The organism is Helicobacter sp. NHP19-012, from assembly GCF_019703325.1.
GTDB lineage: Bacteria > Campylobacterota > Campylobacteria > Campylobacterales > Helicobacteraceae > Helicobacter > Helicobacter gastrofelis.
In genome coordinates, this window is the sequence record NZ_AP024819.1 from 892,000 (window position 1) to 906,897 (window position 14,898).

Below are 14,898 nucleotides of genomic sequence, written 5' to 3' on the forward strand. Positions count from 1 at the left end.
TCACTCTAAAAGCGTATACTACAGTTCCTAAACTTGTTGAAAGGAACTGAAGTGTTTCAAACACGCTTTTTACCCCCGACTTTGCTTTATTTGGTGATTTTAGGTTTCTCGGCTTGCACCAGCACACACAAGAAAGATGTTTTTCTAGCCAATGTGCCCGCTTGGATGCTTGAAGACCGTAGTGCCTTCATCACGCAGGGCATCGATAGTTCGCACATCATAGACGGGCAGATCGCCCGCTCGGAGAAAATCGCTAGGGAGCGGGCGCGCTTTCGAGTCGCCCAGCACATCGGCAAGCAAATTAAAGATGTGTTCAAACAAACCCAAAACGCCAATCAACGCCCCTTTGATGACAATATTTTTAAACAGATTGTCCAAGCCATCGCTGCCAGCCTAGATCAGGGAGTCCAGCTGGGCGAATACATCAACCCCAATAACCAAGAAGTTTTTATTTTGGTGCGCGTGGATGGCTACGATCGGGGCTTACTTGAAAAGAATTTACTCGCCATCAAACCCATCCACACCAACACCATCAAAGCCCTGCAACAAGCAGTCCGCCAAGTCTTTAAGGATGCGATGAACTATGGAGATGTGAAAGTCCCCCAAAGCATGTAGTCTAAAACAACCCCAAGAGTTTGGCAAGGGCGAGCACCACTAAGGAGAGCCCCCAAAGCCAAAAGAAGCTGTAGGCGATGTGCCGCCCCATAGAAAGTTTAGCTAGCCCCAAACCTAGCCACAAGGCGGGCGCAAAGGGGGAGACAAAAGTCCCCACAATCGAACCGATGAGCATTGCATAGCCTGTCGCTTCCCCGCTCACACCATAGGGGGCGGTGATGTGGGCGACTATGGGAAAAAGTGTGAAATAATAGCCATTGGTGTCTAAGAGCAACTCAAAAGGCACGCCAAAAACTCCTGTGATGATGTGTAGGTGTTTAGTCGCAAAGTCGGGTAAGAGCAGGCTTAAATGTTGGGCTAAATCCACAAGCATGCCAGAGCCGCTTAAGATCCCAATATACACCCCGGCGGCAAGCAAGATCACCGCCATAGAGATGGCTTCAGGGGCGTATTCCTTCACCTTTGCCATGCGCTCCTTGGGGTTAGCGTAATTGATTAAAAGCACCGCACACAAGGCCAAGAGAAAGCAAAACTCAGGAGGCAAGATTTTAAGCATCACCGATCCCAAAGCAATCAGGGCGGTTACGACATTGATCCAAAAAAAGCGAGGGTGATCCAATGTCTGCACACCTAAACCCCCCTGCACTTCTAGCCCCGTCTTCATAATGCGCCGCTTTTCTTTAAAGCCTAGAAACACCGCCATGAGCAAAATACACGCAAAGCCAAGCAGCTGCACCTTGATCAAGGGGGTGTAGAGCGCACTCACATCTGTGCCTAGCACGCTGGCGATACGCCCAAGCGGCCCACCCCAAGGGAGCATGTTTGCCACGCCCGCACTGGCGGCTACGAGCAGTAGGAGCAAATAAGGGTTCATGTTTAAGCGTTTATAAATGGGCAAGAGCGGAGGGATCACCACTAAAAAGGTGCTTGCCCCAGAGCCATCCAAGTGGGCGATCATCGCAATGAGGCATGTCCCCACACACACCGCCACTACACTGCCTTGACTGAGTTTAATCAGCGCATTGATGAGCGGATTAAACACCCCCACATCGTTTAAAACCCCAAAAAACAAAATCGCAAAGATGAACATGATCGCGATGTGTGCCACTTTGCCGATGCCCTGTTTGAAGTAGCGCACCAACTCTTGCATATGGTCTTTAAAGGTGTAGAGGGCGTTGTGCTTGGCAAAGAGCGGAGCTAAATTCTCCTCAATGTGTTTGGCATTAGGATAAAGGGCTGCTGCGCCGGCTAGATAAAATTTTTCCACTTGCGCTTTAGAGAGTGGGGGGTAGTCCTTCATTTTGGGCTTGAAACCCAGCGCCACATTGCCCGCTTTTCTAAAGGCGTGGCGCAAATGCCCATCTGGTGGATCAAAACCATTATCTTTAGCAAGGTGCTTTAAAAAGTGCTTTTCATTGGAGTGGCTGAGCATATAAGCGTAATTCTTAGGCACTACAGGCTGAAAGATTAGGGCAGAAGTGAGCCAAAAGCCAAACAATCCGCCTAAAGGCACGAGGGTTAAGGCGACCATTGGCGAGAGTTTATCGGTCAAAAGCAAGGCGATCAACGAAGTGATGATGAGGATGGCAAAAAGGGTTAGCATGGCTTTTATCCTCCAAAGCGATAAAAGCTCTAGCCTAGGTCCTTTTTCTTAAAACTTCCTTTCAAGTCCAAAATGCTAAACCCCAACGCATCGTCCTCGCACACCTCAATGCACCGCCCGCAACGGGTGCACTCCCCCGAATTGACCGACACGCTTTTAAGCCCCACCATCCACAGCACCTGCCGCTCGGGGCAAATTTCCCAACACAGTTCGCACTTGGTGCAACGCATCGCGTCATGCTTGATCTTTAAGAGCGCGTAGCGGCTGGTGAGCGCATAAAACGCCCCCAAGGGGCAGAGTTTGGAGCAAATGATTTTATCACCCAAAAACGCATCCACGCAAAAGAGCAACAACGCCACAATGAGCCACGAGGCCGTGCCTAAAATGATCCCCCTTTGCACCACCCCGATGAAGGACACACTCTCAAAGGCGGGCGTGGCAAGCGCAAAGGAGAGGATTAAGCTTAGAGCTAAGAGGATGTAGCGCAAATTCTTAGGCAAGCCCAAATGCACGCCCCTAAATTGGAGTTTGCGCCGCACCCACGCCGCAAAATCCACGATCATATTCACCGGACACACCCACGCACAAAACGCCCGCCCCAAGAACAAGCCATACACACACAGCACCAAGAGTGCCCCCAAGAGTGCCGTGATCTCAACGTGCAAACTGGCTAAAAACACCTGCAGAGCCGCAAAAGGATCGCTTAGGGGGATCGTGTTGAACAACCTAGACGCGCTCAAATTGCCCTTGAGTATCCAAGTGTTGGCGGCAAAAAGGGCTAAAATACCGCATTGCATGAGCCGCCTTAGCACTAAATAGCGCATTAAAGCCCCTTATTCAGGTAGTCTAGGGGGTTGTCTGTCTTGGGGTTTAGGGTGTTGGGCTTGGCGTCTTTCACCCGCTCTTGATCTTTTGCGTCCCAGCCCTTGACATAGTGGTTGCCCACCTTGCCACTCACAAACGCCACGGGCAAGACCCGAATCGCCGGCTCTTTGGTGATACACGCCCTTTCACACAGCCCACAGCCCACGCACACATCGTTTTGGACCATGGGCAACATATAGGCGTGCTTGCCCGTGCGTTCGTTGTGTTTGTTTTCTAGCTTAATGGCGCGATCGATGAGGGGGCAAACCCGGTAGCACACATCGCAACGAATCCCCCAAAACGCCACGCAAGAGATCGGATCGACCACCGCTACACCCATTTTAAGCGATCCCACGCCTTGATTTTTCTCTAAGTGCTTCTTGTCTAGCGCGCTTGTGGGGCAAGCTTTAATACAAGGGATGTCGGGACAGAGGTAGCAAGGGACTTTGCGGGCTTCAAAAAAAGGCGTGCCGACCTTGGCGTGATCGAGCAAAGTAGCGAGTTTTAGGGTGTTGTAGGGGCAATCCTTCACACACAGCCCACAGCGGATACATAGGCTCAAAAAACGCTCTTCATCCTCTGCCCCGGGGGGTCTTAGCGCATACGAGTCCTTACTGTGCTTGGCTTTGAGCATGGCAGCCAAAAACGCCCCCCCACTGCCGCACAGCAAAGCCCCCTTAAGGGCTGTTTGTAAAAACGCCCGTCTTTGCATCAAAACCTTTAATTTGTGTAGGGGAGTTTGCCATCTAGGCGTAACCCCGTGGCGTCAAATTGTGTGCGCGTCATTTTAGCCACCCTAGCCCTAATCGCTTTTTGGATCGCCTCCATGTGGTTTTCAAATTCCTCCATTGTCATGTTGGCGGTGTTTTTGTTCGCCGCTGCAATCACCCTATGGTAAAACTTCTTGCGCTCTGCTAGGCTCAATTTTTTTGCCCGCTTGTATAGCTCCATGTGGTAGTCGGGGACTTTTTCTGCGTCTATTTTGCCCGCCATGCTGATGAGCTCTTGGTCGCTCTCATGGGCGGGCAAAGGGGTTTGGGTCTGCCCACAACCCCACGCACAACCCCGACACAGCCAAAACCGCCAAAGCCCTCTTAAATTTTGTCATCAAGCTCCCTTAAGCTTTGGTGATTTTCACCGCACATTTTTTATAATCCGTTTGTTTAGAAATGGGGCAGGTTGCGTCCAAACAAACCTTGTTGATGAACACATTTTCATCAAACCAAGGCACATAAACCAGCCCTGCGGGTGGCTTGTTGCGCCCACGCATATCCACCCTAGCCTTCACGCTAGCCCGACGTGATTCAATCCACACTGCATCACCTTGATTTAGGCCTAGCTTTTTGCCATCCTCTTCATTCATGTAGCACAAAGCCTCGGGCACAGCTCTAAAGAGCTCGGGCACACGCATGGTCATCGTACCGCTGTGCCAATGCTCCAAGACCCGACCCGTAGCCAGCCAAAAGGGATACTCTTTGCTGGGGCGCTCAGGGGCTTTCATGAAAGGTCTAAAGAAAATCTTAGCCTTGTTGGCTAGGCTTTTGGCCTCTGTGCCCTGTGGGCCTCTTAAATCCCCGCTCACGAGCTTTTTACCCGCCTTACCATAGAAGGCAAAATCCCCATTGGGGGCGGCTTTTTTAGCGTAAGGGTCGTACTTGGTGTTGAAACGCCAGAGGGTTTCTTTGCCATTGACCACCGGCCATCTTAGCCCCCTTGCTCTGTGGTAGTCGTCAAAATAAGCCAAGTCGTGCCCATGCCCTCTGCCGAATTTGCGGTACTCTTCCCACAAGTATTTTTGGATGAAGAAGCCATAACCTTTAAAAGGCTTGCCATCACTGCCGATCACATGGCGTCTATCGCCAAAGACTTCGGAGTTGGGCGCACCCCGACCGATGGGGTCATTGGCTAAAAACTTACGGCTAAAGCGGTTGTCAAAGAGCACATGGTAGAGCGTGTCGTTGTCCTTGTAGCCCATTTTACGTGCCTCAGCCAAGACATTGGGCAAGGTGAGTTTGTCATCGATTTTATGCTCGCCCCAAACTTCTTTGAGCTTGAAGCGTTTGGCAAACTCTAAAATCTGCCAAGTGTCGCTCATGGCTGAGCCCACGGGCGTAACTTGTTGTTTCCAGTGTTGTGTACGGCGCTCGGCATTGCCATACGCCCCCCACTTTTCATAAATCATGGCGGTGGGTAAAATCAAATCCGCCACCTTCGCGCTGATGCCCGGATAGCAATCGCTCACCACGATGAAGTTGTCCATTTCTCTAGCCGCCTTGATCCAATGGTTGGCATTTGCGGTGTTTTGCCATGGGTTGTTTACCTGCACCCAAATGAATTTCACCTTGCCATCTTCTAAAGCACGCATCATCGCCACAAAGTGGTAGCCGGGTTTGGGGTTGATCGTGCCTTTGGGCAAATGCCAAAGCTTTTCGGCGATTTTGACATGCTCGGGGTTGTTCACGACCATATCTGCGGGCAAGCGGTGGCTAAATGTCCCCACCTCTCTAGCCGTGCCACATGCGCTGGGCTGGCCGGTGAGTGAAAACGCCCCACAGCCGGGCTTGGCTTGTTTGCCGAGCAAGAAATGCACCATGTAGGCTTGTTCATTCACCCAAGAACCCCTTGTGTGTTGGTTAAAGCCCATCGTCCAAAAGCTCACCACCTTGCGGTCTTTCTCGATGTAAAGTTTGGCAAGGTGTTGCAATTTATGCTTAAAGCTCTCCATCGACTCGTTCCTATCGCCCTTAGCGACTCTGGCGACATAGTCTAGGGTGTAGGGTTCTAGGGCTTCTTTAAACTGGGCAAAGGTGATTTGCCAGTGTTTGCCCGCTTCTTTTTGGTGCTCCATTTTGAACACCTCGCCCGCTTTCACGCCCAAGTGTTTGAGGGCAATCGCCTCATCCTCATCTAGAGTGATGGCGTTTTGTTTAGCCACGGTGTCCTTTTCGCTCGCTTTAAAGCCGTGGTGGTTGGGATCAGAGCGCATGCCATAGCCAATGTCGGCGTATCCGGTGGCAAACACAATATGATCATCTAAGAATTTTTGGTCGATCGCCTCGGGGTGGTTATAGACAATCTCGCGCGCAATGTAGTTCCAAATGGCTAAGTCCGTGTTGGGCGTGAAGATGATCTCTACATCTGCCACGCTAGAAGTGCGGTTAGAAAAGGTTGTTAAGTTGATGACCTTGACCTTGTCGGGGCTGTTAAGCTTTCGATCGCTCACCCTTGACCATAAAATGGGGTGCATTTCTGCCATGTTTGCCCCCAAGTGATGATGGTGTCCGTGATTTCGATGTCGTCATAGCACCCGCTGGGCTCATCGATTCCAAAGGTTTGCATGAATCCGGCAGCCGCGCTTGCCATGCAGTGGCGGGCGTTGGGATCGATGTTGTTGCCCCTAAAGCCGGCTTTTATCAGTTTTAAAGCGGCATAGCCCTCTAGGATCGTCCATTGCCCGCTGCCAAAGACCCCCACGCCGGTGGGCCCCATTTCTTTATAATATTTTTTAAACTGCTTTTCCATTTCATCAAAGGCGCGTTTCCAAGAAACTTGCTGGAACTTGCCCTTTTTATCAAACTCACCCCTGTCATTGACCCTTAAAAGCGGTTCGACAAGGCGATCAGCCCCGTACATGATCTTGGCGTTGAAGTAGCCTTTAATGCAGTTGAGCCCCTTATTGACGGGGGCTAGTGGATCGCCCTTTGTGGCGACGATTTTATCGCCTTTGGTGGCAACCATGATCCCGCAACCCGTACCGCAAAAGCGGCATACGGCTTTATCCCACTTCCAGCCCTCTTGGGCATGTTCGGCCTTGGCTTGCAAAGCGGGAGGGGTTAAGAGCCCTGCACTGCCCATCGCAGAGGCTAAGGCGGCTGATTTTAAAAACTCTCGACGGCTCTCATTTTGGGGGGTTACATCTTCTGAGGGATTTGTTGTCATGGACTGTCCTTTATGCTTTTGTGGAGATATTATAGTCAAAATTTATGCGTTTGTAGGGCAAATACTTAGTAAATGACTGGGTTTATGGCTATTTTTTACCAATTTTTCGTTATCATTCCCGCTTATTATGTGGTATGGAGGTTTTAAATGGCAACTCCCTATAAAGGGTCGGTGGGTGTGAGAAATGGGCAAAAATTAGCGGTCAAGTTGTTGTGGTTTTGGGGGGCGATTTTCTTTGTGTTGTTGGGGTTAGATGCCAGTGGGGTGATCCAAAAACAAGAGTGGGTGCAAAGTGTGGATCGCTTTTTCATTGGTTTGATCCGCACTCCAGAGCCCACTCAAGGGATTTGGCTTAAATTTGTGCTTTTGAGCACTTGGTTTGCCCAATCCAAACTCACCACACCAGCGGCTCTACTCATCGCCCTTTGGTGGGTGTTTAAAAAGCGCACCGCTCTGGGGGTTTGGTTTTTTAGCACCGTGCTTGTGGGTGAGGTGGCACTTAAAACCTTAAAGCACCTTGTGCAACGCCCCCGCCCTGCCACTAATGGGGAATTGTATTTGGCGCATGGTTTTAGCTTTCCTAGCGGACACGCCCTAGCCGCTACACTTTTTTATGGTTTGTTGGCGTTTTTGCTCTGCACCTCTAGAGTAAATGTGGGGGCAAAGGTGGGAGGCTTTGTGTTCTTGTTTTTTTGGATTTTTTTGATGATGTATGATCGGGTGTATTTGGGAGTGCACTACCCTACGGATGTTTTGGGGGGATTTTTAATGGGCATGGGCTGTGTGTGTTGTTCTATGGGATTTTATTTAGGCTATTTAAAACGGACTTAGTTCAATGACTTTTGGGATGGCTCGTGGATTTTAGGGGCTTATTACAACAGATTATCCGTCTTTTCTCAAGACTCAATAAAGCACAAAAGATCACTGTTGTGGTGGCGGTATCCTTAATTGTGGGTTTTTTGATCTTTTTATTGGTTTACCCGACCAAAGATAGGGGGGATTTGAGCGGGTATGGGGTGCTCTTTGAGGGCATGGACGCTAGCGACAATGCGCTGATTTTACAACATCTGCAGCAAAAACACATCCCCTATAAAATCCCCAAGGACGACACCATTTTAATCCCCAAAGACAAGGTCTATGAGGAGCGCATTTCTCTAGCTTCTCAGGGCATCCCCAAAACTAGTAAGGTCGGCTATGAGATCTTTGATGTGAAGGATTTTGGGGCAACAGACTTTGATCAGAACATTAAGTACATCCGCGCGATTGAGGGGGAATTAAGCCGCACCATTGAAAGCCTTGTGCCGATTGAAAAGGCGGATGTGCACATCGCTATTCCCAAAGACAGCGTGTTTGTGAGCCGCGAGATCCCCCCTACTGCCTCGGTGATGCTCAAAATCAAACCCAACATGCGCTTGTTGCCTAAGCAAATCTTAGGCATTAAAAATTTAATCGCCGCCTCTGTGCCTAAACTCACGGTGGAAAATGTCAAGCTGGTGAATGAGAATGGCGAGCCTTTGGGCGAAAATGACGAGCTAGACACCACGAGAGAACTCGCCCAAGCCCAGTTGCACTACAAACAAAACTTTGAAAACATTTTAGAAAGTAAAATTGCCAACATTTTAGCTCCCATCGTGGGCGGGCGCGACAAGGTCGTGGCAAAGGTGAGCGCGGAGTTTGACTTTAGCCAAAAGAAAAGCACCAAAGAAACCTTTGATCCTAACAATGTCGTGCGCAGTGAGCAAACGATGGAAGAGAAAAAAGAGGGCTTACCCAAAAAGCAAGTGGGTGGGGTGCCCGGAGTGGTGAGCAACATCGGGCCTGTGCAAGGCTTAAACAGCGCAGAAAAAGAAAAATACGAGAAATCCACCAATACCACCAACTACGAAGTGGGTAAGACCGTGAGCGAAATCAAGGGCGAATTTGGGGTCTTAACCCGTTTAAATGCCGCTGTAGTCGTGGATGGCAAATACAAAAAAGTAGATAAAAACGGCACAGAGAGTGTAGAATATGTCGCATTGAGTGCGGATGAAATGAGTAAAATCAATGCCTTAGTCAAGCAAGCCATCGGCTATAATCAAGCTAGAGGCGATGCAGTAACCGTCAGCAATTTTGAATTTAATGGTAAGTCGGCTAAATATGTACCCATGAGTGCATATGAAAAAGTCGTGGCGACTACTGAGAAAGTTTTAGGTCCTTTCTCATCTTTGCTTAAATACATCATTGTAGGCTTGGTGCTGTTTGTCTTTTACAAAAAAGTCATCACGCCTTTCAGCCAACGCATGCTTGAGATCCACCCCGATGAAGAGGAACAGGTGCAATCCCTCTTTGCTATGGATGAGGATGATGAGGAGGAGGTCGATCGTTTCGGCGAAATGCGTAAAAAGGTGGAGGATCAGTTGGGGCTTAGTGCGAGCTTTAATGAAGAGGATGTTAAGTATGATATTATGCTTGAGCGGGTGCGTAGCTCTATTAAAGAAAAACCCGAAGAAATCGCCTCTTTGTTTAAGCTTTTGATTAAGGATGAGGTTGCTATCACTAACACCAAAGGGAATTAATGGCTAAACTAACCCCTAGACAGAAGACGCAATTAGACGAGTTTACGATGTCTGAAAAAATTGCTATTTTGCTCATCCAAGTGGGCGAGGAGGCCACTGCCGGGATTTTACGCCATTTAGATGTGGATTCGATCACCGAGATCAGCAAGCAAATCGTGCAACTTAACGGCACGGATAAAGCCATCGGGGCAGCGGTTTTAGAAGAGTTTTTTGCCATTTTGCAATCCAACCAATACATCAACAGCGGCGGTTTGGAGTATGCTAGAGAGCTTTTAATTAAGGCACTAGGTCCCGAGCAGGCAAAGATCATTTTAGAGAAACTGAGCCGTAGCCTGCAAACCCAAAAAAACTTTTCTTACTTGGGGCGTATCAAACCCCAGCAACTTGCTGACTTCATCATCAACGAACACCCTCAAACCATCGCCTTGATCTTAGCGCATATGGAATCGGCCAATGCCGCCGAAACCCTAAGCTTTTTCCCCGATGACATGAAAGCAGAGGTGAGTATCCGCATGGCAAGTCTTGGCGACATCTCCCCGCAGGTGGTTAAACGGGTTTCCACCGTGCTAGAAAATAAATTAGAAGCCCTCACTAGCTACAAAGTCGAAGTGGGCGGCACGCGTGCGGTGGCTGAAATCTTTAACCGCTTGGGGCAAAAAGCGGCTAAAACGACTTTGGCGCGCATTGAAAACATCGATGCTAAACTTGCCAATGACATTAAAGAGATGATGTTCACCTTTGAAGACATCAGTGGGCTTGACAACTTTGCGATCCGTGAAATCCTTAAGGTGGCGGATAAAAAAGATCTCACTTTGGCACTTAAAACTTCCACAGAAGAGTTAAAAACAAAATTCTTAAGCAATATGAGCACCCGTGCAAGCGACCAATTCGTCGAGGAAATGGCGTATCTGGGGGCTGTAAAAATCAAAGATGTCGAATCAGCGCAACGCAAGATTATCGAGATCGTCCAATCGCTCGCAGAAAAAGGCGTGATCCAAATGGGCGGAGAGGAAGATGTCATTGAATAATTCGAGCGATGAAAATTTAATCCCCAAAGAAGATCTTGACAAGCACACGATTAAAAAATACACCTTTAAATCCTTTGCTGAAATTGCCGCCGAAAAACCCGAGGAGAAAAAACCGCCCAAAGAACAACACCCCGAGCCCATTGAAGAAAGCGCACCCATTGAACGCTCCATACAATTAGAAAACGACCTCATCGAGTGTTTGCTAAAAAAAACCGATGAACTCTCAGGGCAACTTGCCAAACTCCAAATGCAATTTGAAAAGAGCCAAGAGGAGAACCAAACCCTCTTGCAACAAACTAGGGAGGACAATTACAAAATAGGTTTTAAAGAAGGCGAGCAAAAGGCTAAAGACGAGCTGAGCGCTAGCATAGATGAGGAAAAAAACCATTTATTGCAATCGCTCACAACGATCGATCAAAAAATGCAACAATCCCAAACCCACTTAGAAGCCCTTGAAAAGGAACTTAGTGCGATCGCGGTAGAAATTGCTAAAGAGGTGATCGTTAAAGAAGTGGAGGAAAAGAGCCAAGAGGTCGCCCTAGCCCTAGCTAAAGAGTTGTTAAAAAATATCATGGATGCCACCGACATTTGCGTGAAGGTCAACACTTTAGATTATCCCTTTCTCTCCCAAAACCTTAAAAACCTCCCCAAAATCAAGCTAGAACCCAGCGATGCGATCGCTAAGGGGGGGGTTTTAATCACCAGCTCACAGGGCAACATTGATGGCAATTTAATGGCGCGCTACAAGAACTTAAAAGAGAGCGTGCTAGACAATCTAAAGGCTTAGACAAGGCATGGATTTAGAAGTTTATCAAAGAGATTTGCCCCATTTAGAGCGGGTGTGTGCCCAACTGAGGGAGCGGATTTTAGAAGTGGTGAGTGCGCATGGGGGACATTTAAGCTCGTCTCTTGGGGCGATTGAGCTGATTGTGGGCTTGCATAATGTCTTTGACAAGGACAAACACCCCTTCATCTTTGACACCAGCCACCAAGCCTACGCCCATAAACTTTTAACAGGACGCTTTGAGAGCTTTAGCACTTTGCGCCAAATGGGCGGGCTTAGCGGTTTTGTGCGCCCTAGTGAGTCGCCCTACGACTACTTCATCGCCGGGCACAGCTCTACGGCGATCTCTGTGGGCGTGGGCGTGGCTAAGGCTTACGCTTTGCAAGGCAAGGCAGAAGTGCCGGTGGTGATGGTGGGCGATGGAAGTTTGAGTGCAGGGCTTGCTTACGAAGCTTTAGATGAGCTGGGCGATCGCAAATACCCCTTAGTGATTTTGCTAAACGACAACGAAATGAGTATCGCCAAGCCCATAGGCGCGATCAGCAACGCCTTATCGCAACTCATGGCACGCCCACTCTACCAGTCTTTTAGAGAGAGGATCAAAAACATTTTAAAGTCCATGCCCGAGGGCGTGAATTATTTAGCTAACCGCTTTGAAGAATCCTTAAAGCTCATCACCCCGGGGATTTTCTTTGAAGAGCTAGGCATCAGCTATTTAGGTCCCATTGACGGGCACGACTTAGAGGCGATCACGCAAGCGTTAAAAATTGCCAAAGACACCAAAACCCCCCTACTCATCCACGCCCAAACCACTAAGGGCAAGGGCTATAAAATGGCAGAGGGCAAGTATGAAAAGTGGCATGGCGTGGGTCCCTTTGACTTAGAAACGGGGCAAAGCCTCAAAAGCGCACCCAAAGTGGCTAACCCCACCCAAGTTTATTCAAACACACTTTTTGAACTAGCCAGCCGTGATGATAAAATCGTGGGCGTGACGGCAGCCATGCCCGGGGGCACGGGGCTTGGCAAACTCATAGACAGCTACCCTACAAGATTTTGGGATGTCGGCATTGCCGAGCAACACGCCGTAACTTCTATGGCGGCTTTAGCCAAAGAGGGCTTTAAACCCTTTGTCAGCATTTACTCGACCTTTTTACAAAGGGCGTTCGATCAAATCGTGCATGATGTGGGTATCATGTCCTTGCCTGTAAAATTTGCGATCGATCGCGCCGGGATTGTGGGCGAGGATGGCGAAACCCACCAAGGTTTGTTAGACATCGCCTATTTGCGCCCGATCCCTAATATGACTTTACTTGCCCCAAGAGACAACGCTACGCTACAAAATGCGATCCATTTTGCTAAAGAGCACACAACGGGTCCCTGTGCTTTTCGCTACCCACGGGGGGCGTTTTTGCTAGAAGAGGGGGTTTTTGCGCCCACGCCCTACACGCTAGGCAAATGCGCACTTCTCAAACCTGAGGGAGATATTTTATTTGTGGGCTATGGCAATGGCGTGGGGCGGGCGCACCAAACCTTAAAACTTGTAGAAGACAAGGGGCTAAAAGTGGCTCTCTTGGATTTATGTTTTTTAAAACCCCTAGATAGTGCGCTTAAAGAAATTCTGCCCCGCTACTCTAAAATCTATGTCTTTAGCGATTCCTACTTAATGGGGGGAGTAGCTAGCGCCTTGTTAGAGTTTTTGGGCGGGGGGGTCAGCATTGAAAGTTTTGAAGTGGCAGATTGCTACCCCGCGCATGGCAAAAGCTCTTTAGTCGAGCAAGCCTTGCAAATCGACCCCCCCACTTTGGCTAAGAGAGTCTTAGCCTAGAAGTTGATCACATAGTTGGCGTAGAACACCACGCTTCTTTGGAAGGTGATGCCGTCAATGTGAACGGCTTTGTCGCCGGGGGCATTGCTTTTGGCGACCGACTTAAAGTAGTAGTTGCGCACTAAGGGGATTTTCATGCCAAACTCGAAACCTTGGTGTTTGCTGACATTTGCCCTAATCCCCCATTGGATAGGGAGTTGAAAATAGCTAAAATTTGTGCTGGCTTTTACGCTTCCATCATTTGCGGCAGCTAAGGGGGCTAAGACATCATTGAGATATTTAGCTGTGGATTCTATATTAGACGCTCCTGAGTTGTTCCAAGAGTTACCCGCAAGCGCAAAGCCGATAAAAAAGCCCACTTGCGTATCATCTTTGTTGATGAAGTCAAAGAGATAATCCATGCCCGCCCCGTAGGCATTGAGGTTATAGCGTGGGCCATCAAAGTTGGGGTTGCTGTAGCCATAATCGTAGTAGGCAAAGAAACGCAACCCATTGCGTTTGCTTTTGCCAAAGAACGCTTTGTAGCCTATGTTAAAGCCAAAGCCATACATGTTGCTTTGCCCGTTTTTATAGCTGAAAGTAGGCTGTTCAACCTTCATTTTCCCATAACTTGCGCCACTATTGGTCGTCTTAACCATGCTGTATTGAAACCCTATGGAAGTATAAACCCCGTTTTTCTCTGCACTCAAAGGGGCAAAAGAACAAAGGGCTAGAGAGCCAAAGAAAGCTAGAAACTTACTTTTACTTGCCTTGTCCTTGCTGATTGCTGATTGCTGATTGCTTTCTTCACCATACCATAAACTCCTTTACAAAAATTAAATAAACCGCACATTCTAACGCAAAAGAAAAGACTTTGTCAAGCCCCCTAGCGTTTTAAACTATTGACCGTTTGGAGCATATTATCCGCCGTTTGGATCGTCTTAGAGTTAGCTTCATAGGCGCGTTGGGCAGTGATTAAGTCCGTCATCTCCTCGACCAAGCGCACATTGCTAAGTTCTAAAAACCCTTGGCGCAACTGCCCGTAGCCATCGGCATTAGGGTTACCCACAATCGCCGGACCGCTGGCTGAGGTTACGGCAAGCAAGTTATCACCCAAAGCATGCAAGCCGGCGGGGTTGATAAAATTTGCTAAAGTGATTTGCCCGATCACATTAGAAGTGCTGGCATTGCCCTGCGTTACACTCACGGTGCCATCCACGCCGATACTAATTTGCGTGGTGTCTTGGGGGAAGGTGATTTGGGGGATGAGTAAATAGCCCTCGGTGGTTACCATATTGCCCTGATCGTCAATTTTAAAATTGCCCGCGCGGGTGTAAGCCGTAGAGCCATCGGGCATTTGCACTTGGAAAAACCCCTTGCCTGTGATGGCTAAATCTAGGTTGTTCTCCGTTTCTTTAGGGCTGCCCTGAGAGAACATTTTCGTCACGCTAGAAGTCCGCACACCTAGGCCCACTTCAATGCCATTGGGCGATTTGGTGGTGTCCGAGGTGGAAGTGCCGGCGTATTGCAAAGCCTGATAGAAGAGATCGTTGAAGTCTGCCCTTTGGCGCTTAAAGCCCACGGTGTTGACATTGGCGATGTTGTTAGAAGTGGTGTCGATGTGAGTTTGTTGCCCGAGCATTCCTGTGGTCGCACTGTAAAGAGATCGCAACATGGCTAGCCTTTATTCAAAATTTAAACCACAT

12 protein-coding genes and 1 pseudogene are annotated in these 14,898 nt (G+C 48.8%); 6 read left to right on the plus strand and 7 right to left on the minus strand.

Annotation, left to right across the window (positions count from 1 at the left end; genetic code table 11):
- Window positions 1-51 precede the first annotated feature (51 nt).
- On the plus strand, window positions 52-615 hold the full coding sequence (locus K6J74_RS04525) for a hypothetical protein (RefSeq protein WP_221271125.1): 564 nt from the start codon (window positions 52-54) through the stop codon (window positions 613-615).
- A gap of 1 nt (window position 616) precedes the next feature.
- Here the strand turns inward: K6J74_RS04525 and K6J74_RS04530 are convergent, their stop codons facing one another.
- From K6J74_RS04530 to napA, 5 genes and pseudogenes are all read right to left on the minus strand, one after another.
- Complete coding sequence (locus K6J74_RS04530; protein WP_260321518.1) at window positions 617-2,218, minus strand: CitMHS family transporter; 1,602 nt, start codon at window positions 2,216-2,218, stop codon at window positions 617-619.
- A gap of 29 nt (window positions 2,219-2,247) precedes the next feature.
- Window positions 2,248-3,042: a quinol dehydrogenase ferredoxin subunit NapH gene (napH, locus tag K6J74_RS04535; RefSeq protein WP_221271126.1), complete on the minus strand. Its 795-nt coding sequence runs from the start codon at window positions 3,040-3,042 to the stop codon at window positions 2,248-2,250.
- Window positions 3,042-3,797 carry a ferredoxin-type protein NapG gene (napG, locus tag K6J74_RS04540; protein ID WP_260321519.1) on the minus strand — a complete coding sequence of 252 codons (756 nt, stop codon included), beginning with the start codon at window positions 3,795-3,797 and terminating at the stop codon, window positions 3,042-3,044. The genes napH and napG overlap by 1 nt, the downstream gene beginning before the upstream one ends.
- 5 nt (window positions 3,798-3,802) lie before the next feature.
- Window positions 3,803-4,111: a DUF1104 domain-containing protein gene (locus tag K6J74_RS04545; RefSeq protein ID WP_260321520.1), complete on the minus strand. Its 309-nt coding sequence runs from the start codon at window positions 4,109-4,111 to the stop codon at window positions 3,803-3,805.
- 88 nt (window positions 4,112-4,199) lie between these two features.
- Window positions 4,200-7,021 (minus strand): annotated as a pseudogene (napA, locus tag K6J74_RS04550) (periplasmic nitrate reductase subunit alpha).
- Between the two features lie 147 nt (window positions 7,022-7,168).
- Between napA and K6J74_RS04555 the strand changes: the two are divergent.
- Genes K6J74_RS04555 through dxs form a run of 5 tightly spaced genes read left to right on the plus strand, consistent with a single transcriptional unit; the run spans window position 7,169 to window position 13,213 of the window.
- Window positions 7,169-7,852 (plus strand): phosphatase PAP2 family protein, encoded by a 684-nt coding sequence (locus K6J74_RS04555; protein WP_221271128.1) that lies wholly within the window; start codon window positions 7,169-7,171, stop codon window positions 7,850-7,852.
- A 23-nt stretch (window positions 7,853-7,875) separates the two neighbouring features.
- Window positions 7,876-9,576: a flagellar basal-body MS-ring/collar protein FliF gene (fliF, locus tag K6J74_RS04560; RefSeq protein WP_221271129.1), complete on the plus strand. Its 1,701-nt coding sequence runs from the start codon at window positions 7,876-7,878 to the stop codon at window positions 9,574-9,576.
- Window positions 9,576-10,604, plus strand: a complete 1,029-nt coding sequence (fliG, locus tag K6J74_RS04565; protein WP_221271130.1) for a flagellar motor switch protein FliG — start codon at window positions 9,576-9,578, stop codon at window positions 10,602-10,604. Before fliF ends, fliG begins: the two co-directional genes overlap by 1 nt.
- Window positions 10,591-11,391, plus strand: coding sequence for a flagellar assembly protein FliH (gene fliH, locus K6J74_RS04570; RefSeq protein ID WP_221271131.1), 801 nt, complete (start codon window positions 10,591-10,593; stop codon window positions 11,389-11,391). Before fliG ends, fliH begins: the two co-directional genes overlap by 14 nt.
- 7 nt (window positions 11,392-11,398) lie before the next feature.
- Window positions 11,399-13,213: a 1-deoxy-D-xylulose-5-phosphate synthase gene (dxs, locus tag K6J74_RS04575; RefSeq protein ID WP_221271132.1), complete on the plus strand. Its 1,815-nt coding sequence runs from the start codon at window positions 11,399-11,401 to the stop codon at window positions 13,211-13,213.
- Here dxs and K6J74_RS04580 read toward each other — a convergent pair.
- The gene (locus K6J74_RS04580) at window positions 13,210-13,851 is read right to left on the minus strand and encodes an outer membrane protein (protein ID WP_221271133.1); all 642 of its coding nucleotides are present in this window, start codon (window positions 13,849-13,851) and stop codon (window positions 13,210-13,212) included. The two genes, dxs and K6J74_RS04580, sit on opposite strands and share 4 nt — an antisense overlap.
- 227 nt (window positions 13,852-14,078) lie before the next feature.
- Window positions 14,079-14,867, minus strand: coding sequence for a flagellar basal-body rod protein FlgG (flgG, locus tag K6J74_RS04585; protein ID WP_221271134.1), 789 nt, complete (start codon window positions 14,865-14,867; stop codon window positions 14,079-14,081).
- Window positions 14,868-14,898 lie beyond the last annotated feature (31 nt).